The sequence below is a fragment of the Terrabacter sp. FW104-15G4B genome (genome assembly GCF_058790095.1).
Genome location: NZ_JBYTCI010000001.1, coordinates 278,844 through 297,018, shown reverse-complemented (window position 1 = coordinate 297,018; position 18,175 = coordinate 278,844). Strand labels below are relative to the sequence as shown.

Sequence of the window (18,175 nt, the reverse complement as noted above, 5' to 3'; positions counted from 1 at the left end):
GTCGGCGCCGTCGAGCCGCTGGTCGGCGCCTACGAGTCGCCGCTCGCGATGCGCTCGTGGTGGTGGATGACCTCCGCGATGATGAAGTTGAGGAAGGCCTCGGCGAACACCGGGTCGAGGCCTGCGGTGTCGGCCAGATCGCGCAGTCGGGCGATCTGGCGCTCCTCGCGCTGCGGGTCGGCGGCGGGCAGGTGCTGCTCGGCCTTGAGCTTGCCGACCTGCTGGGTGCACTTGAAGCGCTCCGCGAGGAGGTGCACCAGCGCGGCGTCGATGTTGTCGATGCTGCTGCGCAGGCGGGCCAGCTCGGCAGGGACCTCGGGCACGTCGCTCACCCGGTCAGCCTAGGTGGCTCAGCGCTCGAGAAATCCGTCGATCCCGTCCTTCGGAACAGAGCGCTGGACGACGACCCCCTCGACGTGCCCGGGGCGGTGCGTCGTCGACGGCGTCTCGCGCAGCAGCGACTCCAGCGCCCCGACCGCCCCGGCGGGTCCCTGGGCCACCACCTCGACCCGGCCGTCGGCCGTGTTGCGGGCATGCCCGACCAGCCCCAGCTCGAGCGCCCGGGCCCGGGTCCACCAGCGGAAACCGACGCCCTGGACCCGACCGCGCACGAACATCGTGGCCCGAACGGTCTCCTCGCACGCCGGCCCGTCCCCTCGCCCGTCCCCTCGCTGCTCCACCCCGACACGGTATGCCGCGTGGCGCCGCAACGGCAGCACCAGCGGTACCTATGCTCACACCAGGCACAGCGGTGACTCCACTCGCCGCAGTCCACGGAAGGAGCGACGTGACAACGTCGGCGATTTCACGGGAGGCTGGCACCCGCCAGACCGCCGAAGCGGCCACGGGGGCCATCCCGCGATCGGGGCGTGCGCGGACCGAGCGTCCGGCGCGCATCGAGGGACTCGACGGGTTGCGCGCCCTCGCCATCGTGGGCGTCCTCGTCTACCACCTCAACGCCTCCTGGCTGCCCGGGGGCTTCCTCGGCGTCGACGTCTTCTTCGTCGTCTCCGGCTTCCTCATCACCACGCTGCTGGTGGGCGAGCACCAGCGCACCGGGCGGATTGCGCTCTCCCAGTTCTGGGTTCGCCGCGCTCGTCGCCTCCTGCCGGCGCTCGTGCTCTGTGTCGTCACGAGCGTGCTCATCGCCCGCGTCGTGAGCGAGGACCTGCTCGTCGACGTGGGGCGCCAGATGCTGGGGGCGCTCACCTTCTCCACCAACTGGCTCGAGATCACGGCCGGCACGAGCTACTTCGACCAGACGGCGCCGCAGCTGTTCATGAACTTCTGGTCGCTGGCGGTCGAGGAGCAGTTCTACCTGCTGTGGCCGCTCGTGACCCTCGCCCTGCTCGCACTGTCGGGCCGGGTCCGGGTCGGCGTTGCGCTCGCCGTCGGCGTCGCCTCCTCACTGCTCATGGCGGTGCTCCTCACACCGGGCACCGACGCGACCCGCGTCTACTACGGCACCGACTCGCACCTCGTGGGGCTGATGGCCGGAGCGGCCGTCGCGTTCGCGTGGGCGAGCCCGCACCTCGCAGCCCGGCTGGCCCCCTCGCGCTGGGGCCGGTTCGGGTCGCATGCCGTCCCGCTCGCGCTCGTGGTGCTGCTCGCCGAGATGGTCCTGCTCGACGAGCAGTCGACGGTGACCTTCCGCGGCGGCATCGTCCTCGCGTCGCTCGCCACCGCGGTGGTGGTCATGGGTCTCGTCGAGCGACGCCCCGGGGGCGTCACCGGGGTGCAGCGCGTCATGCGGTTGCCCGTCCTGGCCTGGGTCGGCGCGCGGTCCTACTCCATCTACCTCTGGCACTGGCCCGTCATCCTGCTCGTCGCGCTCGACAACCCGTCGGCGCCCGGCACCACCTCGCACCTGCTCACCCGGCTGTGGTGCGTGCTCGTGACCCTCGCGCTCGCCGACCTGACCTTCCGCTTCGTCGAGACGCCTTTCCGCACGCGGGGCTTTCGAGGTGTGGCCATCGGCCTGGCTCGGCGGGTGTCGGGCCTGACCCGCCGGGCCAAGCAGGTCGTTGCAGTGACGCTGGCGGCCCTGGCGGTCGTCACGGCCGTCATCGTGCTGACCGCTCCCGACCAGACCCAGACGGCCCGGATGCTCGCCGAGAACGAGACCGCGGCCGATGCCTCGTCGAGCAGCGGCTCCCCGACGCCCGACGCCAGCGCGCCGGCGCCCACTCCGTCGAGCACCCGCACCGGGTCGCCGTCGGGGGCGGCAGCAGGGCCCGTCAAGGCGTCGTTCACCATGCCCAGCGGGCCCGAGATCGACGCCTACGGCGACTCGATCATGGTCGGCAGCCTGCAGGCCCTGCGCTACTACTTCCCCGGTATCCGCATCGACGCGAAGTCCAACCGGCGCTGGTCCGACGGCCTCACCGAGGTCTCGGCCCGCGGTGACGCCAACCGGCGGGCGGTCATCCTCGCCTTCGGGACCAACGCCGGGGTCGACGAGGACGCCGTCAAGAAGGTGCTCGACCGTCTCGGCCCCGAGCGCATGGTCGTCCTCGTCAACATCATGGGCCCCTTCGCGCGGGTCGACACCGACAACGCGACGCTGGAGCTGGTCGCCCGCGACCGGCCCAACGTCGTGGTGGCCGACTGGGCCGACGCGATCCGCGCCCACCCCGAGCAAGTGCAGTCCGATCGCGTGCACCCCACCATTCGGGGCGCCCACCTCTTCTCGAAGACGGTGCGCCAGGCGCTCGCCGACCTCTCGGAGCGGCGCACCGGCAAGAAGGTCGTGCTCAAGGACCTCCCGATCCCCTGACCGCCCGGTCGGCCGGGTGCCCACGTTCAGCCGGCGACGACCTCGTCCCCGACGTGGAGTACGGCGCCGGCAGCCAGCGGCAGCACCGGGGTCAGGCGGATGCCGAACCACGTCGCCCCCTCCCACTTCCGGTGCCGGGCCAACGTCCGGATCGGCTCCTTGCCGGTCCGGAGGTCGTGACCGTGGATGGTGGTCATGACGCAGCGGTCGCACACCATCGTTACGCGGAACGGCACGTCCCCGATGCGCACCGTGGACCACCGGTCCTCAGCGAAGGCCTCGCTGCCCGACACGACGACGTTGGGCCGGAAGCGCTGGTGCCCGAGGGGTTCCGGGGACTCCTCCCCGCGCTCGAGCGCGATCTCGATCATCCAGTCCTGCAGGCTCCGCAGCGACGACTCCGACGTGAGGTGCAACGGCGCCGCGTCCGAGAGGGAGTTGCGGTCAGCGTCGACGCCACCCAGGTCGGGCCGGATCGGGCGGTGCGTCTCGTCGTCCTGCCAGACCAGACGCAGCGGGCGTCCGGTGCGGGCGGTCAGCCAGGCGTGGGCCGCCGGTCCGGCAGGTCGGGCGCTCGACTGCCCCGAGAAGCCGACCGGCACGGGTGCAGCTCCTCGAGGTGGGGCGACCTCGAGCGCCTCGGCGCCGGTAGCGAGCAGCCGGACCCCGCCTCCGTCGAGGGGCTCCGCGCGCAGCCCGAGCAGGGCGTGCTCCTCGCGGGCCGTGACCTTCGCGCCGTCCGCGTCGACGACCGCCCACCGGCGGTCGGCGCGCAGCCCCTGCACCTCGACGACGGCCTCGTCGAGGTGCACTCCGGCCAGCGACTTGACGGGGTATGCCGTCAGCGCCGTGACGCGCACCGGCTCACTCCCCTGACGGCGCGTCACTCGGCCAGCCAGGCGGCATACGCGTCGAACGTGTAGGGCCGGCCGAGGAAGTCCTCGACGAGGTCGGCGGCGTCGCGCCGGCCGCCCTGGGCGAGCACCTTGTCGCGGTAGGCGCCGGCCACCTCCGGGTCGAACAGGTCGCCCTTGTCGAAGGCGGAGAACATGTCCTTGGCGATGACGAGCGACCACATGTACGTGTAGTAGGCCGAGCTGTAGCCGTCGAGGTGCCCGAAGTGGCACTGCATGTGCGTGCCCTCGAGGTAGGGGAAGACGGAGTAGCGCTCCATCAGCTCGCGCAGCCGCGCCGTCAGGTCGGCAGTCTCGTTGACGTGGAAGTCGTAGGACAGCGCGGCGTAGAACATCTGGGTGCGTGCGTCGTAGCCCTTGCCGAAGTCGTCCGCCTTGCGCATCGCCTCGACGAGGTCGGCCGGGATGGTCTCCCCGTCGGCGTCACGGGCGAAGGTGGCGAGCACGTCGGCGTCCCACGCCCACTCCTCGAGCATCTGGCTCGGGGCCTCGACGAAGTCCCACTCGGTCGCGACGCCGGAGAAGCGCACCCACTCGGTGCGGCCGGCGAGCACGTGGTGCACGAGGTGGCCGAACTCGTGGAAGAGGGTCACGACCTCGTCGTGCTCCATCAGGCCCCGGTTGAAGTTGCAGACGAGCACGCCCTCGGCGAGCTGCGTGCCGGCGACGCCCCGGACCAGGTCGAACTGCGCCGCGTGCTTGTACTTGCCGTCCCGCGGGTGCAGGTCCAGGTGGATGCGCCCGATCCGCTCGCCCTCGTAGGAGACGTCGTAGGTCGCGACCTCCTCGTGCCAGGTGCGGGCGTCCTCGCGGGGAACCGGAGACCACTCGAGCCCGAAGAGACGGCCCGTGACGTCGAGCAGGCCCTGGCGCACCGACTCGAACCGGAAGTAGGTGCGCACGCGTTGGGCGTCGACGGCGAGGTCCTCCTTGCGGACGATCTCGGCGTAGTAGGAGACGTCGGCGCCGTCGATGTCGCCGGCGTCGGGACGGTCGCGGCGAAGGCGCTCGAGCAGCACCGCCTTGTCGCGCTCGGCGCTGGAGGCCGACAGCTGCGTGATGCGGTCGATGAACTCGCCGATCGCCGCGCCGCTGCCGATCATCTTGACCTCGGCGTCGTAGTCGGCCCACGACGCGTATCCGAGCAGCGAGGCGTGCTCGCGGCGGACGGCGAAGATCTCCTGCAGCACCTTGTCGTTGGCGGGCCACGCGATGGTGAGGAACTGCGTGACGAGCTCGCGTCGGGACTGCGCATCGTGGGCGAAGGTGCGGAAGGGCACGACGTCCGGGTAGTCGGTCGTCACGGTGACGAGGCCTTCCTCGTCGACCGGGTGCGCGTCGACCCAGTCCTGGGGCAGGCCGGCGAGCCGGTCCGGGGTGAGCCGGATGCTGCGGACGTCCTCGCGGATGTTCTTGCTGAACTCCTGGCTGAGCAGGATCGCCCTCTCGCTGAGCTCCCGCAGCCGGTCGCGCGTCGCCTCGTCGCGGTCGACCCCCGAGCGGCGGAAGTCTCGCAGCGTCCGCTCGAGCACGCGGGCGGCATCGGCGTCGAGACCGCTCGCGTCGAGACCGGCGAGCACGGCAAACAACCGGGTGTCGAGGCCGAGGTCGGTGTCGAGCTTCTGGACCTGCTGGGCCACGGCCTCGGCGCGCTCGCGCACGCCGGAGTCCGGGTGCACCTCGGAGAAGAGCGACCCGACGGACGCGGCGTTGGAGAGCGCCGTCTGGGCGTCGTTCCACACGCGCAGGACCTCGAGGGCCTCGGCCGGCGGGTCGCTGCGCAGGCCCTCGACGAGGGAGCGGGCCAGGGCGAGCTGCTGCTCGCCCCGCGCACCGACCCAGTCGAGCCAGTCGCTCTCGAGGGGCAGGGGCAGGTGGGTGGGTGCTGTCGTCACAGACGGCACTGTATGCGGCGGAGACGGTCGAGGGTGGAACGCCTAGTCCCACAGCTGCATCGAGCGCGTCACGATGCCGTGGAGGTCATCCGCGCCGACCTCTCGCGGGCTGGTGGCGAGCAGCCGCTGCTGCTGGAGGGCCCCCGCGACGAGGTCGTCGACGTCGTGCTCGTCGTAGCCGACGGCGTGCAGGCCGTTCGGCATGCCGATGTCGCGCATCAGGTCGAGCAGCACGCCGGGCAGCACGTCGCGCGGCTCCGACGCCCATCGGTCGCCGTGGCCCGGGTCGAGGAGACTGGCGGCAGCCAGGTGGCGGTCCGGGTCCGCCTCGAACGTCCATCGGAAGGCCTCCGGCGCGGTCAGGGCGACGGCCATCCCGTGCGGCACCATCGGCTCCTCGCTCGGGTAGCCCTCGGGGTGGAAGTCACGCACGCGTCCGGCGATGGGATACGCGTTGGCGTGCGGCACGTGCACGCCGGCGTTGCCGAAGCCGAGGCCGGCGAAGGTGGCCGCGAGGGCCATCTGCTCGCGGGCCTCCTCGTTGGAGCCGTCACGGACTGCGGTGCGAAACGCCTTGGCGAGCAAGAACATCGCCCGCTCGGACCACATGTCCGAGATGGGGTTGCTGCCGCAGTATGGGACGCGCTCCCCCGGCTGCTTGCGCTCGTAGCGGGTGAACGGGCGAGCGGTCCAGCTCTCCAGCGCGTGGCACAGGATGTCCATGCCGGCGCTCGCGGTCACTTCCGCCGGCTGCGTGGCGGTGAGCCGTGGGTCGACGACCGCGAGGCTGGGACGCAGCCGGACGTGGCTGATCCCCGTCTTGACCTTGAGCGAGAGCACGTCGAGCACGCAGATGGTGGTGCTCTCGGCGCCGGTCCCCGTCGTCGTCGGGACAGCCACCAAGGGGGCCAGCGCGCGCGTCGGGCCCCGTCCCGCTCCCACCGGCGCGTTGACGTAGTCCATGAGGTCGCCGCCGTCGCTGAGCAGCAGGTCCACCGCCTTGGCGGTGTCGATGGCCGAGCCCCCGCCGACCGCAACGTAGCCGTCGAAGGGACCGTCGGCGCGGGCCCGCTCGGCGGCCGCCACGAGGCTTGCGTCGGTCGGCTCGACGTGCGCCGAGTCCTGCACGACCACCTCGACCGCGAAGGCGCGTATGCCGTCCGCCACCCGGTCGGGCCATCCGGTGGCCAGGACCCCGGGGTCGGTGACGACCAGCACGCGCCGTGCACCGAGGGCCAGCAGGTCGTGGCCGATCTCGTCTGCGGCCCCCGCCCCGAACTTCAGCTGCGGGGCACCGTAGGTGAAGACCGACTCGGGACTCGCGGGCGACCACGTCATGCGCCCACCCTAGGGTGGGCGCATGACCACCGAGGAGACCGTGGGGACCCTCGTCGTGGGCGCAGGCCAGGCCGGTATCTCGCTGGTCACGGCGCTGCGCGAGCTCGGCGACAACGGCCCGGCCGTCCTCGTCGGCGAGGAACCCGAGCCGCCCTACGAGCGCCCGCCGCTCAGCAAGAGCTACCTGCGCGGCGAGCACGACCGCGCCTCCCTCGTCTTCCACGACGCATCGTGGTTCGCGGACCTCGGCGTCGAGCTGGTCACCGGTGACGCCGTCGTGGCGATCGAGCGAGACGCGTCCGGCGGGCTGGCGACCACCGCGGCGGGGCGGACTCTCGCCTTCGAACGCCTGGCACTGACCACGGGGGCGACCAACCGCAGGCTGCCTCTCGCCGGGGCCCACCTCTCCGGTGTCCACTCCGTGCGCACGCTCGCCGACGCGGACCGGCTAGCCCCCGAGCTGCGCCGGGCCGGTGAGGTCGTCGTCGTCGGTGGCGGCTTCATCGGTCTTGAGATCGCGGCCGGGGCCCGGGCACTGGGTGCCCGCGTCACGGTCGTCGAGGCCACCGACCGCCTCCTCTCGCGGGCAGTGACCCCCGTCCTCTCCGAGGCGGTGCGTGCCGCGCACGAGCGACGCGGGACGCGGATCGTGCTCGGGGCGGCTGCAGCTCGGGTGGTCGACGACGGCATCCGCGCGACGGGCGTCGAGCTGGCCGACGGCGAGCTGCTGGGCGCCGACCTCGTCGTCGTGGGCATCGGGGTCGTGCCGCGCACCGAGATCGCCGAACAGCTGCGCCTCCTCGTGCACTCGCAAGGTGTCGTCGTCGACGAGTACGCCCGAACGTCCGACGGGCTCACCGTCGCGGCCGGCGACTGCACCGTCGGACCCAACCCGTTCGACCGTGGTCTGCCGGGCCCGGTCCGACTTGAGAGCGTCCCGCACGCGAGCGACCAGGCGCGCGCGGCCGCAGCGACCCTCGCAGGCCAGCCGACGGCATACGACCGCGTGCCCTGGTTCTGGAGCGACCAGGGGGACCTGCGGCTGCAGCTGGCCGGGCTTCCCCACGGCGCAGACCGGACCGTCGTCCGTGGCGAGGTCGACTCCGAACACTTCTCGCTCCTTTGCTACCGGAACGACGTGCTCATCGGCGTCGAGTCGGTCGGCAGCCCGACCGACTACCTCGCCGTGAAACGTGCCCTCGAGAAGGGTATGAGCATCGAAGCCGATGCGGCGGCCGATCCCTCCGTCCCGCTCAAACGGCTCATCAGGCGGGTAAGGGACAGCGACCCGACCTGACGCGCCGAGCGCCGAGGGCTGCGTCCGCGCTGAATCGTCGCCCAACGAAGGGACTGATCGCATGCATGCTCTGGCGGGTCTGCCCACGGCGGACACTCTCATCAGCGCCAACCTCGTCGACTACGTCATCATCGCCCTCTACTTCGCCTTCGTCCTCGGTATCGGGATCATGGCGAGGCGCTCGGTGTCCGACTCCATCGACTTCTTCCTGTCCGGCCGGTCGCTGCCGGCCTGGGTGACCGGCCTCGCCTTCATCTCGGCGAACCTCGGGGCCGTCGAGATCATGGGCATGTCGGCCAACGGCGCCGAGATCGGCATCGCGACCGTCCACTACTTCTGGGTCGGGGCCATCCCGGCCATGCTCTTCCTCGGCGTCGTGATGATGCCCTTCTACTACGGCTCGAGGGTTCGCTCGGTCCCCGAGTTCATGTTCCGCCGCTTCGGCACCGGCGCCCACCTGGTCAACGCCCTCAGCTTCGCCTTCGCGCAGCTGCTCATCGCGGGCGTCAACCTCTACCTGCTCGGCTCGATCGTGCACGCGCTGCTCGGCTGGCCGCTCTGGGTGGCCCTGCTCGTCGCTGCCGCGATCGTGCTGTCGTACATCACGCTCGGCGGGCTGTCGGCAGCGATCTACAACGAGGTGCTCCAGTTCTTCGTCATCGTGGCCGCCCTGCTGCCCCTGACCCTCATCGGGCTGCACCGCGTCGGCGGCTACCAGGGGCTCAAGGACAAGATCACGCAGTTCGCGGCGACCGCACCCGCCTCCGCCGGCGTCCCGCCGGCCGAGCAGCAGCTCAACTCGTGGCCCGGCCAGGCGCTCTCGGGCTTCGAGTCGCCGTTCTGGTCGGTCGTCGGGATCGTCTTCGGTCTCGGCTTCGTGCTGTCCTTCGGCTACTGGACGACCAACTTCGTCGAGGTCCAGCGGGCGATGGCCTCCAACTCGATCTCGGCGGCCCGCAAGACCCCGATCATCGGGTCGTTCCCCAAGATGTTCGTGCCCTTCATCGTCATCATCCCCGGCATGGTCGCGGCGGTGCTCGTGCCCGAGATCAGGCAGCTGAAAGGCGGCGGCACACCAGCCGGCGGTGCGTCGGGTCAGGGCGTGAAGTACAACGACTCGCTGCTGCTGCTGATGCGTGACGTGCTGCCCAACGGCCTGCTCGGCGTCGCCATCGCCGGCCTGCTCGCCGCCTTCATGGCCGGCATGGCGGCCAACATCTCGGCGTTCAACACCGTCTTCAGCTACGACCTGTGGCAGCGCTACATCCGCAAGGACCACAGCGACGACTACTACCTGCGCATCGGCCGGCTGGCGACCGTCGGCGCCACGGTGATCGCGATCTTCACAGCGATCGTGGCGAGCTCCTTCAGCAACGTCATGGACTACCTCCAGACGCTCTTCGGCTTCTTCAACGCGCCACTCTTCGCGACGTTCATCCTCGGCATGTTCTGGAAACGGATGACCGCCACGGCCGGCTGGGTCGGTCTCTCGGCCGGCACGCTCTCAGCCGTGCTCGTCGCCCTGCTCAGCGAGGACGCGTTCGGGTCGGTCAGCCTCGGCGTCATCCCGCTGAGCGGCCAGGGCGCCGCCTTCGTGGCCGCATCCGCGGCGTTCGTCGTCGACATCGTGCTCAGCGTGGTCGTGTCGCTGGTGACCGAGCCCAAGCCGGTCAGCCAACTACGTGGCCTCGTCTACTCGGAGACGCCGAGGGAGGACCTCGTCGACCCACAGGAGATCCGACTGCCCTGGTTCCGGCGCACGCTCCCGCTTGCCGGCGTCTCGCTCGGCCTGGTCATCATCCTCAACCTGCTGTTCTGACAGGAGACTCGACATGAGCCAACAGGACCTTCTCAACGCCCCCGACCCGGATACGGAACGGGTCCAGCGGCACACTGCGGGCGCCTTCGACATCCGCAACTTCATCGGTGCACTCCTCGGCCTCTACGGCCTGATCCTCACCTTCCTGGGGATCTTCGGGGACAAGGCGTACGACCGGACGGGCGACGTCAACGCCAACCTGTATGCCGGCATCGTCCTGCTCGTCATCAGCGCGGTCTTCATCGTGTGGGCCCGGATGAAGCCGATCGTCGTGCCCGCGCACCTGGACCCGGTCGAGGACGACCCGACCCGTCCGGCACCGAAACGCCGCGGCGCCGGGCACTGAGGAGCGTCGGCCGACTGCCACCGCGGCCCGTCCCCGTCCTCGACGGTCAGGCCGGGCTCCGGCGTCTGGGGCGTGGCTGGCAGACAGGGCAGGAGAACGAGGAGCGGTTCATGAACTGCTCACGGCGCATGACCGTGCCGCACCGGTCGCACGGCGTGCCGGCCCGGCCGTAGGCGTGGAGCGAGCGGTCGAAGTAGCCGCTGGCACCATTGACGTTGACGTAGAGGGAGTCGAAGCTCGTCCCGCCGTGCTCGAGGGCCTCGGCCATGACCTCTCGCGCATGGTCCAGGACCCGCGCGAGCGTCGGCTTCGTCAGCGACGAGCAGAGACGCTCACCGTGCACCTTGGCACGCCACAGGGCCTCGTCGGCATAGATGTTGCCGATGCCCGAGACGAGGGACTGGTCCAGCAGCGCTCGCTTGACGGCGCTGTCGCGCTGCTTCATCCGGCGCACGACGCACGACTGGTCGTAGGCGGGCTCGAACGGGTCCGGGGCGATGTGGGCGACGGACTCGGGGATGCCGTCGTCGCCCAGCGGAGAGAGCGCCAGGCCGCCGAAGGTCCGCTGGTCCACGAAGCGCAGCTGGGGCCCGCCGTCGGCGAAGTCGAACTGGGCATGACAGTGCTTCTCGAGCGGCGCGTCGGCCGGCTCCACGAGCATCTGCCCACTCATCCCCAGATGGACGATGAGGGCGTCCTCGCCGTCCAGGGCGAGCCAGAGGTACTTGCCCCGGCGGGAGGCCGCCGTGACGGTGACGTCGTGGAGGCGCGCCGCCAGGTCCTCCGGACCGGCGTCGTGCCGGCGCGCCACCCGGACGCCGGTGATCCGGGCGCGGGTGACATGGCGGCCGACGACGTGGTCGGCGAGACCACGCCGGACCACCTCGACCTCGGGCAGCTCCGGCACGGGCGCTCAGGCCTGGGAGCTGCCAGCGGTGGAGCGGCGGCTGTCGAGGGTGTGCCAGGCCTCCTTGGCCGCCTTCTGCTCGGCTTCCTTCTTCGAACGCCCGTGACCCTCGCCGAGGACCTCCTCGCCGACGACGACGCGGGCGTGGAACTCCTTCTCGTGGTCGGGTCCCTGCTCGCCGACGCGGTACTCGGGCGAGCCGAGCGCGGAGCCTGCCGCCATCTCCTGCAGGCTCGTCTTCCAGTCGAGTCCGGCTCCGAGGGTGGCGGCCTCCTCGATCAGGGCGTCGAAGTGGTGGTGCACGAAGCGCCCCGCGAAGTCGATGTCGGTCGAGAGGAACACGGTGCCCAGGAGGGCCTCGAGCGTGTCGGCCAGGATGGACGCCTTGTCGCGGCCGCCCGTCGCCTCCTCGCCCTTGCCCAGCATGACGTACTGCCCCAGGTCGAAGGTGCGGGCGACGTCGGCGAGCGCGCGCATGTTGACCACGGCGGCCCGCAGCTTGGCCAGCTGCCCCTCCGCGAGGTCGGGATGCTGGCGATAGAGCGACTCCGTCACCACCAAGCCCAGCACGGAGTCGCCGAGGAACTCGAGGCGCTCGTTGTTGGGCAGGCCTCCGTTCTCGTAGGCGTACGACCGGTGCGTCAGGGCACGCAGCAGCAGCGGCTCGTCGATGTCCTTGCCGACCACCTCGCGGAGGTGGGCGATCAGAGCATCGACGGGCCGTTGCGGCACCGCCGGAACACCCCCAGCGCCAAGGTCGCTCTCGGGGCTGCTCACGGGGTGATCAGGCCTGGTGCTCGGTGCGCTCGGCAGCGGCGTAGTGACGGCCCTTGTACGTGCCACACGAGGGGCACGCGATGTGCGGCTGGGTCGCCGCACCGCACTGGGGGCACGTGGTGAGCGTCGTCGGCGTTGCCTTCCAGTTCGCACGACGCGAACGGGTGTTGGAGCGCGACATCTTCCGCTTCGGGACAGCCACGTCAGTTCCTCTTCTCTTGCGGGTCGTTCTCCAGCAGTCCGCTGAGGGACGACCACCTCGGGTCGATCACTTCATGATGATGGTCCGGGTCCTGCGCGAGGTGCATCCCACACTCGGAACACAACCCCGGACAGTCAGGCCGGCACACCGGTTGGAACGGCAGCGTCGGCACGACAGCGTCCCGGAGCACTTGCTCGAGGTCGATGAGGTCACCGACCAGCTCGTGCACCTCGTCCTCGTCCGAGTCGGCTCCCACCTCGTGGTGGTGCGCCGCCCGGTCGGCGTAGGCGAACAGCTCCTGGAAGGTCCCCTCGACATCGAGCTCGATGGGATCCAGGCACCGCACGCAGGCGCCGGTCGCCGTGCCACTGACCGAACCCGTGACGAGGACACCTTCGACGACGGACTCGAGCCGCACCTCGACCTGCACCGGCTGACCGGGCTTGATCGAGATGACGTCGGTTCCGAGGTCGTCGGGCAACGTCACCGTGCGCGAGAGCTCCAGCATCGTGCCCGGTCGCCGAACGAGCTCCCTGGTGTCGAGCACCAAGGGGGAACGGGGATCGGGACGGTCCATGACTCCTGCGCACAGTAGAGGGTTCGGTCCGCGCCAAGACGGACGTGGACCGACGTCCAAGGCTACTGGTTCGGCGCCGTGCGCCCAAATCAGCCCAGGCGCTCGCGCAGCGCCGCGAGGACCGGGTCCGGGACCAGGCCGCTCACGTCGCCTCCGTAGCGCACGACCTCCTTGATGAGCGAGCTCGAGACGTGCTGCAGGGTGGGGTCCGCGGCGAGGAACAACGTCTCGACGCCGGTGAGGTGGTGGTTCATGTGCGCCATGGGCAGCTCGTAGGCGAAGTCGGTGCCGCCGCGCAGACCCTTGACCATCGTCGCGGCACCGACCTCGCGGCAGACGTCGACGACGAGCGTGCCGGCCCAGGCCCCGACACGGACGTTGGGCAGGTGCGCGAGGGACTGCTCGATGAAGGCGGTGCGCTCCGGCACGGTGAAGGCGCCCTGCTTGCCCGGGTTGTGCAGGATCGCCACGACGACCTCGTCGAACAGCCTGCTGGCCCGGCTCACCACGTCGATGTGACCGTTGGTGATCGGGTCGTAGGAGCCGGGACAGACACAGCGGCGCGGTTCGCTCGTCACGCGCCCAACCTACCGGCCGCCCCGACGGGCCTCCGGGACGCTCACGCCACGACCTCGCTGGGTGGCGGCTCGGCGAACCACACGGCCGTCTCGCCGTAGCGCTTCTCCCCGGACAGCTCCAGCCCCTCGGGCCAGGTCGGCTGCGGTGACCGGCTCGAGCGTTCCACGACCACGAAGGCGTCCGAGGACAGCCACCCGCGCTCGACCAGCGTCGCGAGCACCTCTGCGAGCGCGTCCTCGGGGACGTCGTAGGGCGGGTCCACGAGCACGAGGTCCATGCGGATGCCGGAGGGTGGCCCCGCGTCGAGCGCGCGCTCGACGGTGTCGGTGAGGACGCGGACGCCCTGGTGGCCCACCACACCGACGTTGCCCCGGATGACCTTCGCGGCCGACGGGTGCGACTCGACGAGCAGCACGAGCGCAGCGCCCCGGCTCGCGGCCTCGAGGCCGAGGGCACCCGAGCCGGCATAGAGGTCGAGCACGTTGGCGCCCTCGATCAGCCCCCGGTGCTCGAGCCGGCTGAAGAGGGCCTCCCGGACGCGATCGGAGGTCGGCCGGGTGGACGAGCCCGACGGGGTCTGGATCCGGCGCCCCCCGGCGACGCCGCTGATGATGCGGGTCATGTCAGCCGCGCTCCAGCCACACGGCCTGCTCCTCGTCGAGGCGCATCGCCACGGCCGCCGCGAGCGCCGGGTGCCCGCGCAGGTCCGGGTCGGCGTCGACGAGCGTGAAGGCGTCCTCGCGGGCGTCGGCGATGATCTGCTCGTCCTCGAGGCGCCCGAGCCGCAGGTGGCGCACCGAGTTGCCGCGACCGCTCTGCCGGGCACCGAGCACGTCGCCCTCGCGGCGCAGCAGCAGGTCGGCCCGCGCGAGCTCGAAGCCGTCGGTCGTCGCCGCCACCTGGTCGAGGCGTTCGGCCGCCCGCTCCCCAGCCCCCTGCGTCATCAGCAGGCAGAGGCCGGGCACGGCGCCGCGTCCGACACGGCCTCGCAGCTGGTGCAGCTGCGAGATCCCGAAGCGGTCGGCGTCGACGACGACCATGACCGAGGCGTTGGGCACGTCGACACCCACCTCGATGACCGTCGTGGCCACGAGCACGTCGAGGTCACCGTCCGAGAAGGCCCGCATCGTGGCGTCCTTGACGTCGGGGTCGAGGCGACCGTGCAGCACCCCGATGCGCACGCTCTCGAGTGCCGGGTTGGCACGCAGCTCGCTGAGCATCGCGTAGACACCCGTCAGCTCCTTGGGCGGCGCCACATCGCCGCCGCCGCCGTCGTCCTCCTCGTCGCCGTCCCAGTGGGCCGCCCACCCGGCGTCCTCGTCGGACGTGTCGGCAGATGCCGTCGCGCCGCCCGTCGTGGGACCGGCCTCGTCGTCGACGTCGCCGATGCGCGGGCACACGACGTACGCCTGGTGCCCCTTGGCGACCTCTTCCGCGACACGTCGCCAGGTGCGGTCCACCCACCCCGGCTTGTCGGCGTCCACGACATGGGTGGTGATGGGGGACCTGCCACGGGGCAGCTCGCGCAGGGTCGAGGTCTCCATGTCGCCGAAGACCGTCATCGCCACGGTGCGCGGGATCGGCGTCGCGGTCATGACAAGCACGTGCGGTGGGCGGATGCCTTTCTCCCGCAGAGCGTCTCGCTGCTCCACGCCGAAACGGTGCTGCTCGTCGACGACGACGAGGGCGAGGTCGGCGAACTGGACGTGCTTCTGGATCAGCGCGTGGGTCCCCACGACGATGCCGGCCTTGCCGGACGCGGCGTCGAGCAGGGAGGCGCGGCGCGCCCCGGCACTCTGGCTGCCGGTGAGCAGCGCCACCGTGGTCCCGAACTCCGACCCACCGAGCATCCCGCCCTGGGCGAGGTCGCCGAGCATCCCCGTGATGGACCGGTGGTGCTGGGCGGCGAGCACCTCGGTGGGCGCCAGGAGAGCCGCCTGTCCGCCCGCGTCGATGGCCGCCAGCATCGCGCGGAGAGCGACGATCGTCTTGCCGGAGCCGACCTCGCCCTGCAGGAGCCGGTGCATCGGGCGCTCGGACGCCAGCTCGCCGGCGAGCACCTCGCCGATCTCGCGCTGGCCGGCCGTGAGCTCGAAGGGCAGGCGCTCGTCGAAGGCGGCGAGCAGGCCTGCCGGCCGCGGCGGCCGCGGCGTCGCCAGCTCGGACTCGGCCGCCTTGCGCCGTTGGGCGAGGATCGTCTGCAGGACGAAGGCCTCGTCGTACTTCAACCGGTCGAGGCCCCGGGCCGGCTGGTCGTCGACCGCCGGCCGGTGGACCAGCTCGAGCGCCACGGCCCGGTCGACGAGGCCCCGCGCGGCGCGTACGTCGTCGGGCACCGGCTCGCGGATGCGGTCCACGCTGTCGAGGGCGGTGTGCACCAGCCTGCGCAGGCGCAGGGAGTTGAGCTTGCCGGTCGTGGAGTAGACGGGTACACGGTGCGTCCGGTACCACTCGACAGCCGCCTCACCCTGCTCGTCGTCCTCGAAGAGCTCGTACTCGGGGTGGGTCAGCTGGAGCCTGCGGCCGTAGGCCCCGATCTGGCCCACGAAGAACCCGCGCACGCCCGGCTTGAGCTTGCCCTCGTGGCCGTAGGCGCTGAAGAAGGTCACGTCGAGCTCGTTGCCGAGGTCGTCGCCGATGACGACGGTCAGCATCCTGCCGCGCCGGTTGCGCATGGGCCGCGTCGAGGCGGTCTTCACCTCGGCGACGACGAGGACGTCCTCGCCCACGTGGAGCGACGACAGGTCGGTGAGCTGCCCCGGACGCACGTAGCGGCGTGGCACGAACTCGAAGAGGTCTGCCACGCTGAGCAGCCCCTTGGTGCGGGCGAGCTGCTCGGCCTCGGGCTTCTTCACGAGCTTGGTCAGCGGCGAGTCCTCGGTGAGCACCGGCATCTCACTCCACCCCCATCAGGACCGGGTAGACGGCCTGTCCGCCGTCGATCAGGGACACCTCGATGCCGTGGTGGGCCACGCGAGCCTCCTCGGTGACTGCCCGGAGCAGGCCGTCCGGAGCGTCGACCCCGGAGACGACCGTGACGAGCTCGCCACCGCTCGCCAGCAGCCGGCGCACCACGTCGCGGGCCACGGCCAGCTGGTCGGAGCCCACGACGACGACGTCGCCGTCGACGACCCCGAGGACGTCACCCGCCTCGCACGGCCCGCCGCTCGTCAGCGCTGCCCGGTTGGCGACCGTGACCGCGCCGTGCCGGGTGGCTGAGGCGGCGGCCTGCATGGCGAGCACGTTGGCCGACGCGGCGGCCGTCGGCTCGAAGACGGCGAGGGCAGCGATGCCCTGGACGGCGGTGCGCACGTGGACGAGGTGCGCCTCGATGCCGTCGTCGGCGACGGCGCGCACGGCCGCCGCTGCGGCCAGGAGCGTGTCGCCGTCGTTGGGCAGGACGACGACGCCCGAGGCGCCGCGCTCGTGCTGCGCTCGGATGGCGTCGATGAGGCTGCCGGTGGAGGCCCTCCGGCCCGGGCCGGAGCGCACGACCACCGCCCCTGCCTCCTCGAAGAGACCCTCGAGACCCTCCCCGGCGGCGCAGGCGACGATGGCGGTCCTCGTTGCAGCAGTGGCGCCTTCACGGGAGCCGCGTGCACGCAGGGAGCCGTGCTCGTCGGTCAGAGGTGTGATGCGCACGCGGTGCGGCCGCCCCGCCTCGATGCCGGCCTCGACAGCGGCGCCCGCGTCGTGCACGTGCGCGTGGACGTTCCACTCGCCGTCGCCCCCGACGACGAGCACGGAGTCGCCGAGCTCGACGAGCCGCCCTCGCAGCACCTCGACGGAGGCGTCGTCGGAGTCGCGCAGCAGGTACATCACCTCGAAGCCCGGGACGTCGCCGTCGCCCTCTTGCTCGGGCGGCCGGGCGGCGCTGAGGGCCGCGCTCGGGGCCGCCGCGCGCAGCCGGCGGCCGAACGTGTGGGCATCGGACGGTCCGCGCTGACCCCCGCAGACCCGCTCCAGGCATTCGAGGAGAACGACGAGCCCCGCCCCCCCGGCGTCGACCACCCCGGCCCGCGCCAGCACCTCCAGCTGCTCCGGGGTGCGCGCGAGCGCCTCCCGCGCTGCCTCGAGAGCGGCGCGGGCGACCTCGTGCACGCTGACGACGTCGGGCGTCGAGGTCGCAGCAGGTTCCGGCGAACGGGCAGCCCGCGCAGCAGCCTCCGCCATGGCCCGGGCGACCGTGAGGATGGTGCCCTCCTTGGGGTCCGTCACCGCCTGCCGGGCGCGTCGCTCGGCGTGTTGCAGCCCCTCGGCGAGCACCCGCCCGTCTATCTCGGCGGCGCCCGCGCAGCCCTCGGCGAGACCGCGCGCCAGCTGGCTCAGGATGACGCCGGAGTTGCCGCGTGCCGTCCAGAGCAGGTGCTTGGCGAAGACGGCGAGCAGGGTGTCGGCGGTGTCCACGTCGGAGGTGGCGAGCGTCCGCTCGACGGCGCCGTCGAACGTCAGGTAGAGGTTGGTGCCCGTGTCGCCGTCGGGGACCGGGAAGACGTTGAGCGCGTCGATCTCGGCGCGTCGGGCCGCGAAGAGCGACCGGGTCAGCACGGCCCAGCGGCGGACGCCGAGCAGGTCGAGCAGGGTGAGCGGCCCGTCGGGCGGCGCTGCGCCGGGCATCGGACCTCCCTGCTCGTCGTGCTGGGCTCGTGGCCCTGGTCTCGCGGAGGCTGGTCTCGGGCCCGCGATGCTCGGCAGGCTAGCGCCTCGCCCAGACGGTCGCATGCACCGCTCCCGCGTCGGCGTCGTAC

General features: G+C 71.7%; 17 protein-coding genes. 4 read left to right on the top strand and 13 right to left on the bottom strand.

The features are described 5' to 3' along the window. Positions 1-29: 29 nt before the first annotated feature. Positions 30-332, bottom strand: coding sequence for a chorismate mutase (locus AC3WRT_RS01385; protein WP_492718188.1), 303 nt, complete (start codon positions 330-332; stop codon positions 30-32). A gap of 18 nt (positions 333-350) precedes the next feature. Beyond that, a complete protein-coding gene (locus AC3WRT_RS01380) occupies positions 351-680 on the bottom strand; it encodes an acylphosphatase (RefSeq protein ID WP_492718186.1) in 330 nt (109 codons plus the stop codon). 107 nt (positions 681-787) lie between these two features. Between AC3WRT_RS01380 and AC3WRT_RS01375 the strand changes: the two genes are divergently transcribed. After that, entirely contained in the window at positions 788-2,776 is a 1,989-nt protein-coding gene (locus AC3WRT_RS01375; protein WP_492718184.1) for an acyltransferase family protein, read from the top strand. Positions 2,777-2,802: 26 nt separating this feature from the next. Here the strand turns inward: AC3WRT_RS01375 and AC3WRT_RS01370 are convergent, their stop codons facing one another. From AC3WRT_RS01370 to AC3WRT_RS01360, 3 genes are read right to left on the bottom strand one after another with little or no spacing between them, the layout of a single operon-like run. After that, a complete protein-coding gene (locus tag AC3WRT_RS01370) occupies positions 2,803-3,663 on the bottom strand; it encodes an MOSC domain-containing protein (RefSeq protein WP_492718181.1) in 861 nt (286 codons plus the stop codon). Beyond that, positions 3,660-5,585, bottom strand: coding sequence for a M3 family metallopeptidase (locus AC3WRT_RS01365; protein WP_492718178.1), 1,926 nt, complete (start codon positions 5,583-5,585; stop codon positions 3,660-3,662). Before AC3WRT_RS01365 ends, AC3WRT_RS01370 begins: the two co-directional genes overlap by 4 nt. A 42-nt stretch (positions 5,586-5,627) precedes the next feature. Then, complete coding sequence (locus AC3WRT_RS01360) at positions 5,628-6,923, bottom strand: hydroxyacid-oxoacid transhydrogenase (protein ID WP_492718176.1); 1,296 nt, start codon at positions 6,921-6,923, stop codon at positions 5,628-5,630. A gap of 22 nt (positions 6,924-6,945) precedes the next feature. On the opposite strand from AC3WRT_RS01360, the gene AC3WRT_RS01355 reads away from it, so the two are divergent. The 3 genes from AC3WRT_RS01355 to AC3WRT_RS01345 all read left to right on the top strand — a co-directional run bounded on the left by AC3WRT_RS01355 (position 6,946) and on the right by AC3WRT_RS01345 (position 10,385). Then, positions 6,946-8,220, top strand: coding sequence for an NAD(P)/FAD-dependent oxidoreductase (locus AC3WRT_RS01355; RefSeq protein WP_492718174.1), 1,275 nt, complete (start codon positions 6,946-6,948; stop codon positions 8,218-8,220). A gap of 61 nt (positions 8,221-8,281) precedes the next feature. Continuing rightward, a complete protein-coding gene (locus AC3WRT_RS01350) occupies positions 8,282-10,039 on the top strand; it encodes a sodium:solute symporter family protein (RefSeq protein ID WP_492718172.1) in 1,758 nt (585 codons plus the stop codon). Positions 10,040-10,052: 13 nt separating this feature from the next. Beyond that, the gene (locus AC3WRT_RS01345) at positions 10,053-10,385 is read left to right on the top strand and encodes a hypothetical protein (RefSeq protein ID WP_492718170.1); all 333 of its coding nucleotides are present in this window, start codon (positions 10,053-10,055) and stop codon (positions 10,383-10,385) included. A gap of 46 nt (positions 10,386-10,431) precedes the next feature. Here the strand turns inward: AC3WRT_RS01345 and mutM are convergent, their stop codons facing one another. The 8 genes from mutM to AC3WRT_RS01305 form a co-directional block, all read right to left on the bottom strand. Continuing rightward, the gene (mutM, locus tag AC3WRT_RS01340) at positions 10,432-11,292 is read right to left on the bottom strand and encodes a bifunctional DNA-formamidopyrimidine glycosylase/DNA-(apurinic or apyrimidinic site) lyase (RefSeq protein WP_492718168.1); all 861 of its coding nucleotides are present in this window, start codon (positions 11,290-11,292) and stop codon (positions 10,432-10,434) included. Positions 11,293-11,298: 6 nt separating this feature from the next. Beyond that, complete coding sequence (gene rnc, locus AC3WRT_RS01335; protein WP_492718163.1) at positions 11,299-12,069, bottom strand: ribonuclease III; 771 nt, start codon at positions 12,067-12,069, stop codon at positions 11,299-11,301. 7 nt (positions 12,070-12,076) lie between these two features. Further along, positions 12,077-12,271 carry a 50S ribosomal protein L32 gene (gene rpmF / locus AC3WRT_RS01330; RefSeq protein ID WP_020142793.1) on the bottom strand — a complete coding sequence of 65 codons (195 nt, stop codon included), beginning with the start codon at positions 12,269-12,271 and terminating at the stop codon, positions 12,077-12,079. A 1-nt stretch (position 12,272) separates the two neighbouring features. After that, entirely contained in the window at positions 12,273-12,848 is a 576-nt protein-coding gene (locus tag AC3WRT_RS01325) for a YceD family protein (RefSeq protein ID WP_492718158.1), read from the bottom strand. A gap of 89 nt (positions 12,849-12,937) precedes the next feature. Beyond that, positions 12,938-13,426 (bottom strand): pantetheine-phosphate adenylyltransferase, encoded by a 489-nt coding sequence (gene coaD / locus AC3WRT_RS01320; RefSeq protein ID WP_492718156.1) that lies wholly within the window; start codon positions 13,424-13,426, stop codon positions 12,938-12,940. 41 nt (positions 13,427-13,467) lie between these two features. Beyond that, positions 13,468-14,049, bottom strand: coding sequence for a 16S rRNA (guanine(966)-N(2))-methyltransferase RsmD (rsmD, locus tag AC3WRT_RS01315; RefSeq protein ID WP_492718154.1), 582 nt, complete (start codon positions 14,047-14,049; stop codon positions 13,468-13,470). A 1-nt stretch (position 14,050) separates the two neighbouring features. Continuing rightward, on the bottom strand, positions 14,051-16,321 hold the full coding sequence (locus AC3WRT_RS01310; protein WP_492718151.1) for an ATP-dependent DNA helicase RecG: 2,271 nt from the start codon (positions 16,319-16,321) through the stop codon (positions 14,051-14,053). Between the two features lies 1 nt (position 16,322). Next, on the bottom strand, positions 16,323-18,044 hold the full coding sequence (locus AC3WRT_RS01305; RefSeq protein WP_492718148.1) for a DAK2 domain-containing protein: 1,722 nt from the start codon (positions 18,042-18,044) through the stop codon (positions 16,323-16,325). Between the last annotated feature and the right edge of the window lie 131 nt (positions 18,045-18,175).

What these genes read in the sequence shown, in the direction of transcription:
- AC3WRT_RS01360 (WP_492718176.1), bottom strand. Translation starts at nt 6,923, where the DNA reads ATGACGTGGTCGCCCGCGAGTCCCGAGTCGGTCTTCACCTACGGTGCC.
- AC3WRT_RS01355 (WP_492718174.1), top strand. Translation starts at nt 6,946, where the DNA reads ATGACCACCGAGGAGACCGTGGGGACCCTCGTCGTGGGCGCAGGCCAG.
- AC3WRT_RS01350 (WP_492718172.1), top strand. Translation starts at nt 8,282, where the DNA reads ATGCATGCTCTGGCGGGTCTGCCCACGGCGGACACTCTCATCAGCGCC.
- AC3WRT_RS01345 (WP_492718170.1), top strand. Translation starts at nt 10,053, where the DNA reads ATGAGCCAACAGGACCTTCTCAACGCCCCCGACCCGGATACGGAACGG.
- AC3WRT_RS01325 (WP_492718158.1), bottom strand. Translation starts at nt 12,848, where the DNA reads ATGGACCGTCCCGATCCCCGTTCCCCCTTGGTGCTCGACACCAGGGAG.
- rsmD (WP_492718154.1), bottom strand. Translation starts at nt 14,049, where the DNA reads ATGACCCGCATCATCAGCGGCGTCGCCGGGGGGCGCCGGATCCAGACC.
- AC3WRT_RS01310 (WP_492718151.1), bottom strand. Translation starts at nt 16,321, where the DNA reads ATGCCGGTGCTCACCGAGGACTCGCCGCTGACCAAGCTCGTGAAGAAG.
- AC3WRT_RS01305 (WP_492718148.1), bottom strand. Translation starts at nt 18,044, where the DNA reads ATGCCCGGCGCAGCGCCGCCCGACGGGCCGCTCACCCTGCTCGACCTG.